This is a genomic window from Paenibacillus radicis (ex Xue et al. 2023) (assembly GCF_024722015.1).
Taxonomy (GTDB): domain Bacteria; phylum Bacillota; class Bacilli; order Paenibacillales; family NBRC-103111; genus Paenibacillus_S.
On sequence record NZ_JANQBD010000020.1, the window covers coordinates 139,003 to 157,666 of the forward strand.

General features: G+C 43.6%; 20 protein-coding genes and 1 pseudogene. 18 read left to right on the top strand and 3 right to left on the bottom strand.

Going from position 1 to position 18,664, the window contains the following annotated elements; all coding sequences use genetic code 11:
- Positions 1 to 7 precede the first annotated feature (7 nt).
- Genes NV381_RS25455 through NV381_RS25470 form a run of 4 tightly spaced genes read left to right on the top strand, consistent with a single transcriptional unit; the run spans position 8 to position 3,710 of the window.
- Positions 8 to 754 carry an ABC transporter ATP-binding protein gene (locus tag NV381_RS25455; protein WP_258216104.1) on the top strand — a complete coding sequence of 249 codons (747 nt, stop codon included), beginning with the start codon at positions 8 to 10 and terminating at the stop codon, positions 752 to 754.
- Complete coding sequence (locus NV381_RS25460) at positions 747 to 1,499, top strand: ABC transporter permease (protein ID WP_258216105.1); 753 nt, start codon at positions 747 to 749, stop codon at positions 1,497 to 1,499. The genes NV381_RS25455 and NV381_RS25460 overlap by 8 nt, the downstream gene beginning before the upstream one ends.
- Before the next feature lie 31 nt (positions 1,500 to 1,530).
- Positions 1,531 to 3,024 (top strand): sensor histidine kinase, encoded by a 1,494-nt coding sequence (locus NV381_RS25465; RefSeq protein WP_258216106.1) that lies wholly within the window; start codon positions 1,531 to 1,533, stop codon positions 3,022 to 3,024.
- On the top strand, positions 3,021 to 3,710 hold the full coding sequence (locus tag NV381_RS25470) for a response regulator transcription factor (RefSeq protein ID WP_258216107.1): 690 nt from the start codon (positions 3,021 to 3,023) through the stop codon (positions 3,708 to 3,710). Before NV381_RS25465 ends, NV381_RS25470 begins: the two co-directional genes overlap by 4 nt.
- A gap of 75 nt (positions 3,711 to 3,785) precedes the next feature.
- On the opposite strand, the pseudogene NV381_RS25475 reads toward NV381_RS25470, so the two are convergent.
- A pseudogene (locus tag NV381_RS25475) lies at positions 3,786 to 5,342 on the bottom strand (catalase); the annotation flags it as partial.
- Between the two features lie 157 nt (positions 5,343 to 5,499).
- Between NV381_RS25475 and NV381_RS25480 the strand changes: the two are divergent.
- The 3 genes from NV381_RS25480 (at position 5,500) to NV381_RS25490 (ending at position 8,567) form a co-directional block, all read left to right on the top strand.
- Positions 5,500 to 6,042 (top strand): DUF1697 domain-containing protein, encoded by a 543-nt coding sequence (locus tag NV381_RS25480; protein WP_258216109.1) that lies wholly within the window; start codon positions 5,500 to 5,502, stop codon positions 6,040 to 6,042.
- Positions 6,043 to 6,252: 210 nt separating this feature from the next.
- Positions 6,253 to 7,605 (top strand): Nramp family divalent metal transporter, encoded by a 1,353-nt coding sequence (locus NV381_RS25485; RefSeq protein WP_258216110.1) that lies wholly within the window; start codon positions 6,253 to 6,255, stop codon positions 7,603 to 7,605.
- Positions 7,606 to 7,709: 104 nt separating this feature from the next.
- Entirely contained in the window at positions 7,710 to 8,567 is an 858-nt protein-coding gene (locus NV381_RS25490) for a hypothetical protein (protein ID WP_258216111.1), read from the top strand.
- A 156-nt stretch (positions 8,568 to 8,723) separates the two neighbouring features.
- On the opposite strand, the gene NV381_RS25495 is transcribed toward NV381_RS25490, so the two are convergent.
- Entirely contained in the window at positions 8,724 to 9,692 is a 969-nt protein-coding gene (locus tag NV381_RS25495; protein WP_258216112.1) for an ABC transporter substrate-binding protein, read from the bottom strand.
- A 151-nt stretch (positions 9,693 to 9,843) separates the two neighbouring features.
- Here NV381_RS25495 and NV381_RS25500 point away from each other — a divergent pair, with 151 nt between their 5' ends.
- The 11 genes from NV381_RS25500 to NV381_RS25550 all read left to right on the top strand — a co-directional run bounded on the left by NV381_RS25500 (position 9,844) and on the right by NV381_RS25550 (position 17,959).
- Positions 9,844 to 10,410, top strand: a complete 567-nt coding sequence (locus NV381_RS25500; RefSeq protein ID WP_258216113.1) for a TetR/AcrR family transcriptional regulator — start codon at positions 9,844 to 9,846, stop codon at positions 10,408 to 10,410.
- A 51-nt stretch (positions 10,411 to 10,461) separates the two neighbouring features.
- Positions 10,462 to 11,562 (top strand): winged helix DNA-binding domain-containing protein, encoded by a 1,101-nt coding sequence (locus NV381_RS25505; RefSeq protein WP_258216114.1) that lies wholly within the window; start codon positions 10,462 to 10,464, stop codon positions 11,560 to 11,562.
- A 175-nt stretch (positions 11,563 to 11,737) separates the two neighbouring features.
- Positions 11,738 to 12,721, top strand: coding sequence for a phosphotransferase enzyme family protein (locus NV381_RS25510; RefSeq protein ID WP_258216115.1), 984 nt, complete (start codon positions 11,738 to 11,740; stop codon positions 12,719 to 12,721).
- A gap of 45 nt (positions 12,722 to 12,766) precedes the next feature.
- Entirely contained in the window at positions 12,767 to 13,228 is a 462-nt protein-coding gene (locus NV381_RS25515; RefSeq protein ID WP_258216116.1) for a GNAT family N-acetyltransferase, read from the top strand.
- 182 nt (positions 13,229 to 13,410) lie between these two features.
- The gene (locus tag NV381_RS25520) at positions 13,411 to 14,022 is read left to right on the top strand and encodes a DUF7010 family protein (protein WP_258216117.1); all 612 of its coding nucleotides are present in this window, start codon (positions 13,411 to 13,413) and stop codon (positions 14,020 to 14,022) included.
- A gap of 27 nt (positions 14,023 to 14,049) precedes the next feature.
- Positions 14,050 to 14,592 (top strand): AAA family ATPase, encoded by a 543-nt coding sequence (locus NV381_RS25525; RefSeq protein ID WP_258216118.1) that lies wholly within the window; start codon positions 14,050 to 14,052, stop codon positions 14,590 to 14,592.
- A 135-nt stretch (positions 14,593 to 14,727) separates the two neighbouring features.
- On the top strand, positions 14,728 to 15,165 hold the full coding sequence (locus NV381_RS25530; protein WP_258216119.1) for a DUF6843 domain-containing protein: 438 nt from the start codon (positions 14,728 to 14,730) through the stop codon (positions 15,163 to 15,165).
- Positions 15,166 to 15,197: 32 nt separating this feature from the next.
- Positions 15,198 to 15,995, top strand: coding sequence for a class I SAM-dependent methyltransferase (locus NV381_RS25535; protein ID WP_258216120.1), 798 nt, complete (start codon positions 15,198 to 15,200; stop codon positions 15,993 to 15,995).
- 188 nt (positions 15,996 to 16,183) lie between these two features.
- Positions 16,184 to 16,543 carry a MarR family winged helix-turn-helix transcriptional regulator gene (locus tag NV381_RS25540; RefSeq protein ID WP_258216121.1) on the top strand — a complete coding sequence of 120 codons (360 nt, stop codon included), beginning with the start codon at positions 16,184 to 16,186 and terminating at the stop codon, positions 16,541 to 16,543.
- A 65-nt stretch (positions 16,544 to 16,608) separates the two neighbouring features.
- Complete coding sequence (locus tag NV381_RS25545) at positions 16,609 to 17,493, top strand: NAD(P)H-binding protein (RefSeq protein ID WP_258216122.1); 885 nt, start codon at positions 16,609 to 16,611, stop codon at positions 17,491 to 17,493.
- A complete protein-coding gene (locus tag NV381_RS25550; protein WP_258216123.1) occupies positions 17,471 to 17,959 on the top strand; it encodes a DUF1772 domain-containing protein in 489 nt (162 codons plus the stop codon). The genes NV381_RS25545 and NV381_RS25550 overlap by 23 nt, the downstream gene beginning before the upstream one ends.
- Positions 17,960 to 18,084: 125 nt before the next feature.
- On the opposite strand, the gene NV381_RS25555 is transcribed toward NV381_RS25550, so the two are convergent.
- Positions 18,085 to 18,501, bottom strand: a complete 417-nt coding sequence (locus NV381_RS25555; protein WP_258216124.1) for a MarR family winged helix-turn-helix transcriptional regulator — start codon at positions 18,499 to 18,501, stop codon at positions 18,085 to 18,087.
- Between the last annotated feature and the right edge of the window lie 163 nt (positions 18,502 to 18,664).

Below are 18,664 nucleotides of genomic sequence, written 5' to 3' on the forward strand. Positions count from 1 at the left end.
CAGGCAGATGCAGGAGCCTATTGTGGAATTAAACGGACTTACTAAAAAATATAGCAATAAGCGCGGGGTAGAGCAGATTACTTTACAAGTCGAGCGTGGAGAGGTGTATGGCTTTTTCGGTCCGAATGGGGCGGGAAAAACAACTGTCATGAAAATAATTACAGGCCTCTGCCGAGCGGATCAAGGAAGTGCCCGATTATTCGGATATGACATCACGACACATTACACTCAGGCTATGCAAAAGACCGGAGTGCTTATTGAAACGGCTGAAGCTTTTGAATATATGAGCGGTTACAAAAACCTGCAGTTGGCGTCAAGGCTTTATCCGGAGCTCGGGAAGTCAAGAATTGACGAAGTTTTGGAGCTTGTCGGATTAGCCAAATATAAGCATGAGAAAGTAGCGGGTTATTCACTTGGCATGAAGCAGCGGCTTGGAATAGCCGCGGCATTATTGTCCGGACCTGAGCTGCTAATTCTCGATGAACCGACGAATGGCCTGGATATCGAGGGCATGGTCGAAATGCGTAAAATGATGGCTCTATTAGCCAGCGAGCAAGGAATGACGTTCTTTCTATCCAGTCATATGATTCAAGAGATGGAACTTCTATGTACACGTATCGGCATTGTATATGAAGGGAGATTGATTCAAGAAGGGTTGCTGTCTGATTTAGTGAACGGGCAGGCTCAAGGGTCGCTTGAACAGCTGTTTATTAATTCTATTCAAGAGGAAAGGGGGAGGAAGGCATATGCATAGCTTTATTGCAGGGACACGTAATGAATGGAGCAAGCTTGCTGCCCGCAAAAAACTGCTGTTCTCGTTACTTCTGCTTGTTCTGCTTCCGGTAGCTTCAGCTGTGCTGTTATCTCAGCTTCAAGCCGGCATTGGGATAGCGGCTGTATCTTCGGGTGATTTTCCCGTTCTTATGTTAAGTATTTATACCGGCTTCGTTATTCCTTTGTTCACGTTTATGGCGGCGGCAGATTTATTTGCAGGAGAAATTCAAGACCGTACGCTGAAGCTTACATTGCTGCGCCCTATAAGCAGATTCGTCGTATTTTCTTCCAAGGTAGCTGCTCTCGGGCTCTATTCTCTTGTTAGTCTTGTCGTCGGCTGTGCCGTATCCGTGCTTGCGGGGCTGCTTCTTAACTCACAAAGCGGTTGGGGAACCGGTCTTCTGCAATCGTTGGAGGCCTATAGTGTAGCGTTTGTGCCCATGTTCACTCTTGTAGTATTAGCTGTGCTGTTGACCCAGCTTTTTCGGAGCGCGAGCGGGGCGATGATGGTGTGTGTTTTTGTGTATGCTGCATTAAAGCTGTTAGGTGTCTTTTATCCGCAGTATGCGGCTTATTCACCAACCTATTATACGGATTGGCATCAGTTATGGTTGAATGGAGCGGTACCAGCGAGTAAGATCATCAATGCGACGACTTACCTTGCCGCTTCTTGTATCTTGTGTTTTACGGCGGCATTTGCTATGTTCGATAGAAGAGAAATATAGAAGGCCGAAGAGCCTATATAGGGGAAATGATATGTCGATCAAGGTTAGACTGCTGCTGTCGTACATGGCTATGCTTGTTGTACCGTTAGTGCTATTTATACTGGCCGCGCTTATTATTGGTGTGGCTTTTATTGGAGATATGAAATCTGTCTATCATGGAGAATTCCGGCACGGTAATTTCATTAAAGATGTAATAGAGAAACAGGCTGCTGTGTTCGCAGATATACAGACCAGAGCTGCCCAAGATCCGGAATCGCTGCTTAATCCGAACGTTGCAGGCGAGCTGGAAAATCTTTTGGAAGTGGTGAAGATGGGGCTGGTCATTCGCAAGGGCTCTGAGCTGCCGTATGTTTCCGATCGTCTGAACGGTTCTTCCATCCTGCAGTCACTGCCTGCTTACATCAACAAGGGAGGAGACAGTCAGGACATGAAAAAAACAAGTGACAACTGGTATTGGTACCGCCAGCATGATTTTATATTCGCCGATGGTACCAAGGGCAGTGCATTTGTCATTACAGATGTAAATTTCGTGGAAAAGTATGTGCATAAGTATTCCTTCCTGCTGATTGGCTCACTTTTTTTCATTCTATTGCTGACCAACGGGGTCTTGACTTATTTGGTATCGAGAAGCATAATCAGACCGCTGAGGAAATTGAAGCAGGCTGCTGAGCAAATACGTGAAGGGAATCTGGACTCAGAGGTTGGCGTGCATACACGCGATGAAATCGGGGAGCTGAGTATCGCTTTTGAGCAAATGAGGCATAGGCTGAAGGAATCGGTGGAGCTGCAGCTGCAGTATGAGGAAAACCGCAAAGAGCTCTTATCCAACATCTCCCATGACTTGAAAACACCGGTTACTTCGATAAAAGGGTATGTTGAAGGTATTTTGGACGGTGTGGCAGGACCGGATAAGCTGGAAAAATATTTACAAACCATATATGCGAAGACTGTAGATATGGATCGAATGATTGATGAATTATTTTTATTTTCCAAACTGGATTTAAAAAAGCTTTCCTTTCATTTTGAAACGGTAGAATTGGTTCCTTATCTCGAAGATTTGATGGAAGAAGCGCAATTTGACATGGAAAAAAAGGGCTTCTCGTTTTCGCTTGATCTTGGTGCTGCAAACCGTGGGGTAAAGGTGAGTGCAGATCGGGAAAAGCTGAAGCGGGTACTTACTAATATATGGGAAAATGCGGTGAAATACGCTGATAAAGAGTATAAAGCTATCCGCGTTGGACTGATCGGACGAGAGAAGCAAATTATCATTGAAATAGAAGATAACGGACAGGGAATACCGCAGGATGCGCTGCCCTATGTGTTTGACCGATTTTACCGGGCGGATCTGTCCCGTAATTCCCTGACAGGGGGAAGCGGTCTAGGGCTTGCTATTGCCAAACAAATTATTATGGAGCATGGAGGAGCTATTTCAGCGGAAAGTGTGGAGGGAGAGGGGACTCGTATTTCGATTACTTTACCTGCGGTAGAAACAATGAGTATGGAAAGGGGGCAGGAAAAACGTTGAAGCGAATTTTGATTATTGAGGATGAAATGAGTATAGCCGAGCTAGAGCGTGATTACTTGGAAATCGAAGGCTTTCGGGTGGATATTGAAAACCGCGGCGATACCGGCTTACAGAGAGCGCTGCAGGAAAGCTATGATCTGATTCTGCTGGATGTTATGCTTCCCAAAGTGGACGGCTTTGAAATTTGCCGGAAAATTCGCAGCGAGCAAGATACACCGATACTGATGGTATCGGCTAAGAAGGAGGACATCGATAAAATCCGCGGATTAGGTCTCGGTGCCGATGATTATATTATTAAGCCGTTTAGTCCGGGTGAGCTGGTAGCCAGAGTTAAAGCCCACTTGAACCGCTACGAAAGATTAATGGGGAAGCGGGAGAGCGCAAATGAAGAAATCCGTATTCGCGGATTGATGATCGATAAAACCTCGCGGCGCGTGTATGTTAATGACAAGGAGGTCGTCTTTACTACTAAAGAATTTGATCTTCTTGCTTTCTTGGCGGTCAATCCTAACCGTGTATTTAGCAAGGACCACTTGTTTGAACAACTATGGGGTATGGAATCAATGGGGGACATTGCCACCGTTACAGTTCATATCCGCAAAGTAAGGGAAAAGGTAGAGGCCGATCCCTCCAATCCCCAATATATCGAAACGGTGTGGGGAGCGGGCTACAGGTTTAAGGTCTAAGCTTGGGTGTAAGGGAAATAGGACTATGAAATTAAAAAGCTAAGGGAAATGAACATTTCCCTTAGCTTTTTGCAGTTAATAACCATCGCTTCGTTTCCCGGAGTGCTCAGCGATTGCTGCTCCTTCTTGAGCATCTTTGGAGACGAGATGATCGGATTGTTTAGAACGAGAGAGTCCTTCGGAAACGCGGCGGCCATATTCGGGATCTGCATTAGTAAAATTTTCAATCATTTGCTTCTGGATTTGGGGTGCGCACACATTCAGGGCGTCCACCAAGTTGCCAATCAATTCATCCTGTTCCCAATTCTCGAATTTCCGAAACGTTTCCCCGGCTTGCTTGAAATCATTAGTCCGATCAAGCTTTTGACGCACGAGCTTTGCATTGTAGGCAGGCTCATGTTCTATACCCGATGGTGCTGCTTCCTTCAATCCCCCTAATGATGACGGCTCATAATTGACATGAGGGTTTTGCTCGGGCGCTTTATCAATCATGTATTCCATTTGCCCGCTTCGTTGATTGGTAGCAACTCGAGTTTTTGGAGCATTGATAGGCAGTTGCAAATAATTGGTACCCACTCTATAGCGCTGTGTATCGGAATAGGAGAAGGTCCGTCCCTGCAGAAGCTTATCGTCAGAAAAATCGAGTCCATCTACCAGCACGCCTGTACCGAATGCAGCTTGCTCTACTTCAGCAAAATAGTTGTCCGGATTTTTATTCAAAACCATTTTCCCAACCGGCAGGAAAGGAAATTGCTCGTGATCCCATAGCTTTGTAGGATCCAGTGGATCGAAATCCAGCTCCGGATGCTCGTCATCACTCATGATTTGAACACAAAGCTCCCACTCCGGATAATCTCCTCGTTCGATCGCTTCATATAAATCCTGTGTTGCGTGGCTTGTGTTTTTGCCTTGGATTTCATTGGCTTCCGATTGCTTCAGGTTTTTGATTTCTTGCTTCAGCGGCTCCCAATGATATTTCACAAGGACGGCTTGTCCTTCTTTGTTAACCCATTTGTAGGTGTTTACACCTGAGCCTTGCATCTGTCTGTAATTAGCCGGTATTCCCCAGGGCGAAAAAAGAAATGTAATCATATGAGTGGCTTCCGGTGAATTGGACACAAAATCAAACATTCGTTCCGGATTTGATAGATTCGTCACGGGATCGGGGCGGAAAGCATGAACCATGTCCGGAAATTTCAGCGGATCACGAATAAAGAAAATTTTAAGGTTATTACCGACTAAGTCCCAATTGCCATCCTCCGTATAGAACTTTGTAGCGAAGCCGCGAGGATCACGTAAAGTTTCGGGGGAATGTCCGCCATGGACAACCGTCGAAAACCGGACAAATACAGGAGTGCGGTTTCCGGCTTTTTGAAACAGCTTGGCCCGTGTATATTTGGCAACAGGCTCATTGCCGGCTTTACCATAAGCTTCAAAGTAGCCATGGGCCCCTGCGCCGCGTGCGTGTACGACCCGTTCGGGAATCCGTTCCCGGTCGAAGTGGGACACTTTTTCAATATAATGATAATTTTCAAGTGTAGAGGGGCCTCGATTTCCAACGGTACGAATGTTCTGATTGTCCGATATCGGGTGGCCTTGCCTATTGGTTAATGTAAGGCTTTCGGTTTTATTATCCTGATTGTCCATTTTATCCTCCAAATGTATAGTCCAGCCTATTATTAGCTGTTGTTTGGAACATTATTCTTATATTTTGCCTATTGGAGTGCCTAAAGGTTATAATTGGAAATATAGAGAATTAGCCTTTTAAATTAAGAATTGAGGTACAGAAATGACAATTTATATGGCTTTTTTACGCGGCATTAATGTGAGTGGACATAACATGATAAAAATGAGTGAATTGAAAACCATGTTTGAAGCGTTAGGATTTGGACGAGTGCAAACGTATATAAATAGCGGTAATGTTTTGTTCGAATCGGAGGAAGGTGTAGAAACGCTTCAATTGCGTATTGAGAATGAAATCAAAACGGTGTTCGGTTTTACGATCAGCGTCATGTTAAGAACCGACAAGGAGCTGCAGCAGATTATAGAAAATAGTCCATTTGTGCCAGACTCCTTATCCGATGGGGAAAGTATACACCTTATTCTTTTGAAAGAAGCTCCTACGCAGGAAGAACTCGATAGACTTCCTGATGTTGATTATGAGAATGACGAATATTATATCGAGGGCAGAGAAATTTATGTCCTGTATCGTAAAAGCTTGCTTGATTCCAAGTTGCCTAAAAAATTTCAGAAGCTTGTTCCCCAGACAGCACGCAATTGGAAAACGATAATTAAGCTCTCAACTATGGTAAAAGCGATGAAAGCTCATTGAGTATTTTTTGATTCAGGGAAAATGAGTTAACAAACCATACATAAGTGCATATAGTGACACATAGTATTTTTCTTAAGATAACATTGTTAAGTAAAAAATGTTATTGGCAGGAATCTTGACTATCCAATGTCACTATTTTTTTTGTGCTAAAAGTTTCCCTTGTGCAAAATAATTGGCCGTGATCACAATAAAACTCAAGAGGTGAGAAGAATGAATGAAAATGGATCGACAGTGTCTTTGGAACCGGAGAAAGGATGGAGAAATCGAAGAACGAAACCAACTCTCCCCGAGGTGTACAGAAGTCTTCATATACCGAAAAAAGGATCGTGGTTAAAGAAATTTCTTGCATTTGCCGGTCCTGGGTATTTGGTTGCGGTAGGCTACATGGACCCGGGGAACTGGGCAACGGATATAGCAGGTGGTTCACTATTTGGCTATACCTTATTATCCGTCATATTGTTGTCTAACCTGATGGCCATCTTGCTTCAAGCTTTATCTGGAAAGCTCGGTATAGTAACTGGGCGAGATTTGGCTCAAGCCTGTCGTGACCATTATAGTAAACCGGTTGCTATGGTGTTATGGGTATTATGCGAATTGGCAATTGCCGCATGCGATTTGGCAGAGGTTATCGGATCAGCTATAGCCTTATATTTGCTTTTTGGCATTCCTTTAATATATGGCGTAATTATTACAGCATTGGATGTGTTGATTGTTTTGCTCCTGCAGAACAAAGGCTTTAGGTATATTGAAATTTTAGTAATTGTTGTAATAGTAACGATAGGGGCGTGTTTTGCAATAGAGATCTTCCTGTCTAAGCCAGATGTAGGCGGGATTATGATGGGGTTCGTTCCTAGTACTGAAATAATAACAAATCCTGTTATGCTGTATATCGCAATCGGTATATTGGGAGCAACGGTAATGCCTCATAATCTGTACCTCCATTCTTCCATTGTGCAAACCAGAAAATACGAACAAACAAGCTTAGGCAAACGTGAGGCGATAAAATTCACAACCTGGGATTCAACCATAGCTCTTTTTGTTGCGCTCTTCATTAACGCAGCGATTCTTATTATTTCCGCTGCAACCTTTCATAAGGCAGGGATGACAGAGGTGGCAGAAATAGGGGAAGCTTATCATTTGCTTACGCCTCTGCTTGGAACAACACTAGGAAGCATTTTGTTTGGGGTAGCCTTGCTCGCTTCAGGTCAAAACTCAACCTTAACTGGAACCTTGGCAGGACAAATCGTAATGGAGGGCTTTTTAAATATTCGTCTTGCAGCGTGGCTGCGTCGATTAATTACAAGGCTAATAGCGATTATTCCCGCAGTTATAGTTACGGCCATTGCTGGAGAGAGTGGAACGGCACAGCTCCTTATCTTAAGCCAGGTTATTTTATCCTTGCAGCTTTCCTTTGCCGTTATCCCGCTTATTCAATTTACAAATGATCGTAAGAAAATGGGTGAATTTGTGAACCCGCTATGGTTAAAAATTATTGCCTGGATGGTAGCTGTTGTAATAGTTGGTTTAAATGTCTATCTCTTGTATCAAACATTTTTCGGTTAATCCAGATATGGTTTAGCCCATTTCACAAAAATTGGGAACCAATATAGACGGAAGCCCATACAATGGGGCAAATGACTATATTATCTTTAGGAGGCCAACTGTATATGGAACGAGCTTTTGGACATGGAGGATTTGGACACGGAGGTTTTGACCATTTTGAACACCCGGCTTTCATTCCTCAACGCAGATTTACCCCTTATTTCTTTCTTTCACCGTTTTTCTTTAGAGGGAATAATGACACAAATGGCACATTTTTTACTCAACATCAATGTAATGAAGGGGATACAATCGGGACTCTTGCAGAAATGTACAATGTACCCCAACCTATTTTGGAGACTATGAACCCGCATATTCAAAATTCCGAATACTTAGCGCCAGGAAGCATAGCCAATATTCCTCGTTTGGATAAAATGTATTGCCATAAAATGTTTATGGAGCAAGACGGACCTGGAACCGACAGAAATTCCCCTATGGTGAATCCAGAACCTAATATGATGCCAGTTCAAGAGAAACTTCATATGCACCCGCATGGTCAACACGCTCATTCTGCCTATCCGTACTCCTATCCATACCCAACACAATACTATCCAGGCGGAGGACATCATGCAGGGCATCATGCCGGCCATCATGGCTTTGGTGTGCATCTCGGTGGTCATCTTGGAGGGCATGGAGCTGGAGTGCACGCAGGTGGACACCTTGGACATCAGGGCATGGGTGTTCATACCGGCGGATATCTTGGAGGTTACGGAGCGGGGGTACATGCGGGCGGACATATGATGGATCATGGTGCTGGCGTTCATCTTGGTGGTCATCTCGGGGGACATGGAGCTGGAGTACATGCAGGTGGAAATCTTAAGGATCATGGCGTAGGCATGCATGTTGGGGGCAATCTTGGGGATCATGTAGGTCAGCTTGGTGTGCATCTCGGCGGTCATGTTGGAAATGAGGAAAAAAATCAATAAGGATTGAACTGAACAATAAACGGCAATAGAAATAAGCTCTCTATCCTTTTGGGATGGAGGGCTTTTAACTCATGACTATGATAAACTCAATGAATAAAAATAAAAAAACTTTCATCCATGAGAAAACGACCCAACAGATGAAAGCTTTCATATAAACTATAAACTCAATTTATCGAATCTGGTTTTAATGTCCTCAAGCATCAGCTTTGCTGCAATGATGCCGCCGGATGTATTCCATATCGGTTCATTTACACTAAAGGCCCGTTGTTTTTTTACGACGTTGAGATTTTGTCCCAGAGGGCTTTTGAGCCATTCTTCGGTCGTTTTGGTAGCGCCGGTTTCACCTTCACGGTCGGAAGTGAAATAGAAAAATACGTCACCGTCAAGCACAGTTATTTGCTCCATTGAAATATCTGCGGAGAAATCGTTCTTGTTTTGTGCTTCAGGACGAGCAAAGCCTATTTGATCAAGGATAACGCCTGCAAAATTATTTTTGTAGTATACGCGTACTTTCCCGGGTTGGAATCGAGCCAATGAAATGCGCAATTTCGTTTTATCACCGAGAGCAGCTTTGGTTTGTTGAATGGCTTGGTTGTAGCTGTCCAGAATAGCTGCTCCTTCGGCTTCTTTGTTCAGAGCCTGAGCATACAATTTGAAATTATCCAGCATACTGTCGCCGAGATTTTCGGTGAATACGGTAGGTGCAATACTGGAAAGCTGCGGATATACTTTCTCTTGTCTAACCTTGGTTCCCAAGATGAGATCCGGCTTCAAGCCGGCAATAAGTTCAAGATTGGGCTGCGTCTCGTCCCCGATTACTTGCACACCGGACATTTTATCCTTGATATGATCGAACCATGGCTCGCCAATCCACGATTTAACGGCAGCGACAGGTTTAATGCCCAGCTCTAGCAAAGATTCAGTGCCTTGGTTAGTTAAAACCACAATGCGTTGTGGCGTTCCAGTAATAGTTGTTGTACCCATTGCATGTTTGATAGTTCGACTTGAGGCATCATTACTCTTTCCCTCGGTTGACTTCACTGGATTTTGAGTAGCGCAAGCTGAGATAAGTAAAGACATGATGATTAGTAACGTTAACGCCATCCCTAGTTTTGATCTTAACAACAGTAGATCCCCTTTCAAATCCATAAACGCTTAAATGATTATCATTATCAATAAAAGCTATGTTTGTTATACTAATATAAAAGCTTTTTTCATGCAATGCTTGTTGAGGCGATTTTCATGAAAATAGACAGATATGAGGATGTGTCACACTTTGACTGAGCAGTCAGGTAAATTAGCACTACAATCGCAGGAATGGATTAGAACGGCATTATTTCAAATCATGGATAAGAAGGAGTATTCACACATATCCATAACCGAAATCGCGGATAGGGCGGGGCTTGCAAGGCAAACCTTTTATCGTAATTTCCAAAGCAAGGATGAAATTTTACTGGACTATTTGGAAGAACTTATGAAAGGCTTATGGAAGGATCTCGGGGAGTTGTCTACCATTAATGAAGAGATTCTGGTTGCCCTGTTTCGCAATTGGAGAAGTAATGTTCCTTCCTCGCTGATCCACAATATCGTTGCAAAAGACCGTAAAATCAGGCAGCTCATTCATAAGAGCATTAGTGATTCCTTCGATGAGCTGTTCGTTCATATAAAAAAAGTTCCAGAAGAAAGCGTAGATGATACATACCGAATGTACGCTCACAAATCATTGTCCGCCATCGTTCATTTGATGCTAATAGAGTGGACGTTAAACGATTTTCAAATGACACCTGAAGAAATCGGAGGAATGGTTAGCGACTTGACTGCTTCGATACGATTGTATTTGTGAAATTATTTATTGTAACTATATGAGGATAGAATCTCTGTTAGGAGGCAGTCCATGATAGAACAAAGTATTCCTTATCGGCGATTGTCCCATTTGCGTATAAGCGGGGGGAGACTCGACAAGCCTGAGCAAGTAGTGAAGCAGCTTGGCGCCATGCAGGCACAGGATTATCATCAAACCCTGTGGGCAATCGGTTTAAGAATGAAATCATCGACCCTTGCGGATATCGAACGAAGCATAGAAGATCGTAAGATCATTCTGACTTGGCCGATGCGCGGAACGATTCATTTTGTGCCGCCCGAGGATGTGAGATGGATGTTGAAGCTTTCGGCAGCACGAACTTTGGCGCAGGATAATCGCAGATTGGAGCAATTGGAGCTTAATCAGAAAATTATTGAACAGAGTAAGCAGATTATGTACGACGCCTTGCGTGGGGATAAGCGAATATCCCGGCCCCTTCTCATGGATTTACTTGAGGAAGCAGGGATCAGCACGAAAAATCAGCGGGGATATCATCTTCTATGGTACATTGCTCAGTCTGGTCTCATCTGTATGGGGCCAAGGGAGGGCAAGCAGCAAACCTTTGTATTGCTGGATGAGTGGGCACCTGGAGCCAAAGAATTATCAATGAGTGAAGCGCTTGCCAAGCTTACAGAAAAATATTTTACCAGCCACGGACCTGCAACAGTACAGGATTTTGCCTGGTGGGCAGGTATCACACTAACCGATGCCCGAAAGGGGGTCGAAGCTGTTCGAGCCCGTCTGGTGTCGGGGAAGTTAAATAATCAGGAATACTGGGAAGGCGAGCATTCAGAGACGGGGTCTACCGATGCTGAATCAACCGTCTACCTGCTTCCGGGATATGATGAGCATCTGCTTGGCTATAAGGACCGAAGTGCAGTGCTAAAGGCGGAATATTCAAACCATATTATACCTGGCGGCAACGGCGTATTTATGCCCACCCTTATCATTGACGGTCAAGTAGCCGGCACTTGGAAACGAACGATCAAGAGTAAGGGCATTGATATCGAGTTCAACTTATTTGAATCTCATGAAGACAGGGAAGAGAATATCCTGCAGACGGCTCAACGATATTGTGAATTTATAGGACTGCCGTTAGGTTCGACAAAAATGGACAAGAAGAGGCCAAAATGAGCATAAGATAGTAGAGGGGCTTGCTTAGCAGCAGCTCCTTTTTATTTTGTCGAGATGGCATACAGGAATGTGAAACTGCAAACACGAAAGGGGTATTTTATTTAAATCAACTTATCCCTATAACCGCTCCATTTGAAAGAGTATGATTAAAAAAACAGAATGGGGAGTAGTGTTGATGTTAAAATTGAAATATTTGTTCAATGATGTGAATTTAGCAGAAATGCTTTTGAAAAATTGGGAATTTGAAAAAGAGTCCATCGATATGTTCAAGTATTACAGAATATCCTCAAATGCAATTTATCCGTTTAAATGCGATGGTAAGACTCAGTTCTTAAGGTTTGCCCCTAAAGAAGAGAAGAGTAAAGAAAATATTTTGGCGGAACTTGATTTTATCTCTTATTTGCGTGCCAATCACTATGGAGCTTTAGAATCAGTTACTTCTAAAAATGGAGAGGAGCTTGTAGAAGCACACACACCATGGGGCGATTTCTATGCTTCGGTGTTTAAACGTGTGCCGGGTGTGCAGATGAACAAAACGGATTTTAGTGATTCCACTATTTTCAGCCATGGGAAAGCTTTAGGAAAATTGCATCAGTTATCAAGTGAGTATACGCCTATTAAAACCAAAAGATGGTCATATAGCGATGTTTTGGATTGGATTCAGGATCACTTAATGGACTATCCAGAAGAAACAGCTGCTTTGAAGGAAGCAACGATACTAAAAGAATATTTCTTATCGCTCCCAGTAACAAACAACAATTTCGGACTTATTCATTATGATTTCGAATACGATAATGTATTTTTTGATGAAGAAACTAAGTCTTGCCATGTTATTGATTTTGATGATGCTATGTATCACTGGTATGCGATGGATATTGAGAAAGCGCTTGACAGTTTGCGTGACTATATCCCAGCTGAAGATTTCAGCCATAAGAGCAAATGTTTCATGGACGGGTACCTTACTGAATATGATGTCGCTCATGATATTTCGTCCTTCCTACCAGCATGTAGACGGTTTGCTAATTTATACGCATATGTTCGCATTCTAAGATCAATAACCGAAAAATGGAACAACGAACCTGAGTGGCTAATAAATTTGAGGGGCAAACTTTCTAGGGGATTACAGGAAAAATCAGCTTGTTTTGGGGAGGAAATCTAGGATTGCGGTAGCCCCAAGTCTGCGGGGAAATAATGGAGGTTGAATATGATGGTAATTAAAGAATTGGACGACCATTTAAGAAAAGGTATAAATGATTTTCGAGGAATGATTATTGTATCCAGAAATCAAGTGCATTCATTAGAGAAATTACCGGGATACGTAGTGTTATTTGATGGCGAAATAAAAGGACTCATCACTTACAACATGAATGAGCATGATTGCGAGATTGTATCTCTTGATAGCAAGGTAGAAGGCCAAGGTATCGGAACCACACTCATTGATCTGGTCATTGCAAAAGCGAGAGAGGATGGCTGCAAACGAGTGTGGTTGATCACTTCAAATGATAACATAAGGGCTATTCGTTTTTATCAAAAAAGAGGCTTTAACATTAAGGCTGTTTATGAAAATGCTATCACTGAAGCCCGAAAAATAAAACCATCCATACCACTGATTGGATTTGATGGCATTCCAGTTCGCCACGAAATTGAATTTGATTACATTTTATAACAAATGCTTGTCTATTCAGCAGGAGAAATTTGATGAGCTGGCGCCGCGGCAGCCTTAAACAAAAGGGGTAATAAGAAGTAACATTATCCATACTTTTAGCGTCTAATTCATTATTAGATAAAGCTATCGCACTATAATTGACCAGGGCACTTCGGCATCATTTGAAGGAGGAGGTTCATCATATGTTGCAAAACATCATTCCTAGAGCAGCTGTGCGAGGGACAGCTTCCGGTGTTATTTTCATGGCGTTTTTTGGTACTCTATGGGCTGGAATTGGAATTAGAGGACTTCAGGGCTGGGGGCTGCCCTGGCTTTTGACTCTTTCCCTAATAATTGGTATCACGCTGCTTTATGGCGGAATTACTTTGATAAAGAATTCTCGAGGATTATCAGACAATGAGGCAGATGCCCGCCGTTCAAAACGTGAGGGTATACGGTTTGGTATTGTTTTTGGCATAGAAGGGATGTTGATTGCTGCCGCGGCTGTAATTTGTGAGTCTACCGATCACCCGGATTTGTTTATCCCTGTGATGGCTCTTATTGTCGGTGCACATTTCTTTCCGCTGGCGCATCTTTTCCGGGTCAAGATTCATTATATTGCAGGTACACTCCTTTCCTTACTTGCGACACTTACAATGATAGCTCTACCGGTGAGAGTTACTTTGGGGCATCATCAAATCATGGCTTGGTGGGCAGTTATCGGTTTTGGCTCAGCCTTGATATTATGGGGAACCGGTGTGGCCGTTTGGCTTATAGGCCTTGGGCTGCTGAACAGGGCTCAAACTTACCCTTAGAAAAAATAAGAAAGTAGTGATGAATTTATGCTAACAGAAGGTCCTGGCATTATTCTAGTTACAGGAATTATGGCGAGTGGAAAATCGACAGTTGCCCAGTTGCTTTCTGAACGGTTTGAACAATCAGTGCATTTACGGGGAGATATTTTTCGGAGAATGATCGTCAATAACCGCCAAGAGGTAGAGCCGAACGCGGGTAAAGACGAGCTGGATCAATTGCGACTTCGATATCGACTGGCCGCACACTCTGCAGATGCCTATTTTCAAGCTGGATTTACAGTAATCGTTCAAGATGTTGTAGTTGGTCCTATGCTAAACGATTTTATTTCCTTTATCCAAAGTCGTCCCTTCTATGTAGTGGTTCTTTGTCCAAATTCAACAGTCGTGAAACAGAGGGAAGCTGCCCGTTCTAAAAAAGGATATGGTGCTTGGACTGTGGAAGGGCTGGACAATTTGCTGCGAAATGAGACACCCCGACTTGGAATGTGGTTAGATTCATCTGAATTGACAGCTGAAGAAACGGTTGAAGAAATTTTGAGAAGATTTCAAGATGAAGCGAAATTAACATAGCGGAGAACCATTACTCAATAAGAACGAGGCTTTGGGCTTGGAGCGGATGTTACGTTGTACTAATCGGTTTAGATGAATAAAGAAGTTGTGGGTAAAAAGGGCATACATAGAAATTAACTCAGGAGGGTGATGGGATTGAAAGTATTGCTTGCTGTATCTGTCATCGTTGTTGTGTTGTTGGGCATAATCGGTGGGTATACGGCATTCATGTCGCCCGAACATCACAAATATATCGTCTCAGATGGTTATACCGGCTGGGTTGAGGTCACATTTGGTCAGGCGGAGTCTCAGCCGCTCGAAAAAGAACATCGTACCTATGTGTACCACATTCCTGCTAACGGAAAGCTAAAAACATCCACCCCGATGAAAGCAGGAACCATGAGTGTTTTCTATCTTGGCAGAGACGGCAAACTTACGGAAACAGGGCAATATGAGGAAACCATACATGCTATAAGCACAAGAAGCCATAGTACGGGTTATGCAGATGGTCGTAGAGAGGACTCCCCAACAGTGGTTAGTTTTTACCTTGGCAGTAAAGAGCAATGGGAATCTGAAGCGGAAAAGGTAAATTAAAGAAATAAAATTAATGAAGCGGGGGTATTTTAATGGAAAATCATATTCATGTAATTAGAGATAGTTGGAATCAATGGTCAGGCAATTGGTATAAAAGATATAGAACGGATGAAGCAATTTCAAAAATAATCAAACATCCAGAATCAGTTTTTCATCCAACCACGTATTCAATGATAAAAGAGGCATGTCCAAACCTGGAAGGCAAACGAATTTGTGTTCCTTCAAGCGGTGATAACCATGCTGTTTTTGCTTTTCATTTGATGGGAGCCAAAGTAACCTCTTCCGATATATCGGAAGAACAACTGGAGAATAGCGCTAATATAGCCCACAAACATGGTTGGGATATTGAATTTGTATGCGATGATACTATGAAGTTAAGCAAAATAAAAAGCGGTGAATACGACTTTGTATTTACATCTAACGGCGTCCATGTGTGGATTAATGATTTGAATTCCATGTACAGCAATATACATAGAATTTTAAATAACAAGGGTCGTTACATAATGTTTGACATTCACCCTTTTATGCGACCGTTGGGAAGAGATACAGAGAAGATAACGGTAGTAAAGCCATATGACTCAACAGGTCCTTTCGGAGAAATACCAACTTACAAATGGCGGATACAGGATATAATGAATGCTGTTATTTCATCAGGCTTGAACATTAAGCATTTAGAAGAAATGTATGCAGAGGATGGTACATTTTGGATAGATGAATCAAGTGATCAAAGAGATACCAGATCGCGTGAAGAGCTTGATAAATTATGTGATTGGAAGTTAAACCCGATGGCTGCTATTCCTCAATGGTTATCGATATATGCAATTAAATGAACTAATGGATAGCCATAATGAATAATGGTAAAGGAAAAAGAAAAAATGGACTTTACAATATTTTGTAAATGTATTATATTTGTATGCGCAAGCAATTATTGTGAGATGAGGCTGAAACCGTGCTTGGGATCTATTTGAAAGAATGTCTGTACTTCACTGCCAATCGACTGGGAAGAGTAATTAGCAAAATGGCAGAGGATGAGTTTGCTACAAGTGGTTTGTCACCAACTTCTGCTTTTTTATTAATGGCCGTTTTTGAAAAGGAAGGGATTTCACAAAAAGAGTTAGGTGAAATGCTCCATCTGCAACCTTCAACAGTGACCCGTCTTATTGAGAAGCTTGTCATCAAAGGATTGATCACTAGCCGAGTAGAAGGACGGTTATCGCTTATTTTTGCCACGGATAAAGGTAAAGCGATGGATGAAACGATCAATGAATGCTGGAATAACCTTCGTAAACGATACTCCGAATTATTAGGAGAAAAGGAAGGCGACGACCTATCACTTCACCTATATAAGGTAAGTGATCAATTAGAAAATATTGAATGATTAATCATTCTTTATTTAGATAAATATTTGCTTGCGCAAACAATTATTATAAGGGAGAGATTAGTATGAACCATGATGCAAGTACGAAATCAGTTGCTGATGTAAAGAAGCCAATTTTGATTCTTGGCGGGACAGGAAAGACAGGTCGTCGTGTGGCTGAGCGGTTGATGGCGCGTGACTTGCCGGTAAGGATTGGTTCCCGTACGGGCGAACCATCCTTTGATTGGGAGAACCCGTCCACCTGGGAATTGTCGTTGAGGAATGTAAGGGCGGTATATATAACGTATTACCCTGACCTAGCGCTTCCGGGTGCAGCAGCAGCGGTTGGTGCTTTTGCCAAACTTGCAGTGGACCATGGGGTCAAGCGACTGGTGCTGCTATCCGGTCGAGGCGAAGAAGAGGCTCAGCTTAGCGAGCAGGCGTTGCAGGAATCGGGGGCTGACTGGACGATCCTGCGGGCGAGCTGGTTCTGCCAGAACTTCAGCGAGAGCTTCCTGCTGGAGTCTGTCCTCAGCGGAACAGTCGCTCTCCCGGTCGCAGATGTTAGGGAGCCATTCATCGACGCTGAGGATATTGCGGATGTCGCAGTCGCGGCTTTGACTGAGGACGGTCATGTCGGTCAGCTATACGAGTTGACCGGTCCACGTGCGCTTACCTTCGCAGAAGCGACCGAAGAAATTGCCAAGGCTAGCGGCGGAAACGTCCGCTATTTGCAGCTCACAGCGGAGCAGTTCACGAATGAGCTGGCACAGCAAGACCTACCGGCTGATATCATAACGCTGCTGACCGATCTGTTCACTAAGGTGCTGGATGGTCGCAACTCCCACCTGACAGACGGTGTTCAGCGTGCCCTGGGTCGGGAGCCAAGAGATTTTACCGACTATGCTCGAGACACAGCGGCGACTGGCGTCTGGGGGGAGGTTCGAGATGAGCGATCGCTTGTTAAGTAGCTTGACCTTTTTCTCAGCCCTGGGCTCAGGATTGATCGCCGGAATTTTCTTTGCTTTTTCCGTATTCGTGATGGCCGCCCTTGCGCGACTCCCAGCGGCGCAAGGCATTGCAGCCATGCAGTCTATCAATGTCGTTATACTCAATACGGTGTTTATCGTAGTATTTATTGGTACGGCCTTGGCGTGCGCCGTTCTGGCGATCACCTCATTTTTCAGATGGGGCGAAGCGGGTTCGATTTATCTCCTCGCAGGCAGCCTGATCTATCTCATCGGCTCCTTTTTGGTTACTCTCGTGTTCAATGTGCCGCTGAACGACGCGTTGGCAGCTGTGGATCCCATTAGTGCGAAAGGCGCTGATGTATGGACACATTACAACGCCAGCTGGGTAGCTTGGAATCATGTGCGGACTATCGCTACTGTTGCATCATTGATATCGTTTGTAATGGCATTCCGACAGTTAGGCTAACCTCCTGCGGTCATTTATGTGTGTCATAAGAGGGACATTCACTTATAGGACGAAGCTGCCGATATGGTTCGGCAGCTTCGAAGGGCTTACGCGAGATCGCCCGTGGTGAACGCCTTGGCTGCCGCTTACTCAACAAACGTCCGGTTCAGTCTTGCCAGCAGCTCCCCGAACTTTTGACGTTCCTCATCGGACCAATCCTTGAATAACTGAGCATGCCTGGCTAACCGGGCTTTTTTGGCGTTCATTACTTTTCGCATGCCTTCTTCCGTAACTTGAAAATAACTGGATCTTCCATCTGTTGGGTCTGGTAATCGCTGCACATACCCCTTGGCTTCCAAAGCAGTCGTTTGTCTGCTTATCGTCGATACATCGAGATGGAACTCGTCAGCTAACGCCTTAACGCCTATAGGTCCACTCTTGGACAGCTGTGTGAGAAGCGTATAGGTTGATCGGTCTAACCCTCCCAGCTCTTTATCCAAAGTGGTGCGGCGAATAAGAATTACTAATTCATAATCGATCAATTCCAGATCTTTTTCTTCCATTGTTTCATCATTCCTTTGTAGGGTATTGACATTTGGGTATGTAGTTATACAATAATACATGATATAGTTGCATCGTACAACTACATACAAATAAATCCATTTTGGTACGCTAATCTGTTGGATAAATAGGATGATTGAGATAACTGAGTATTAAGCAAACTTT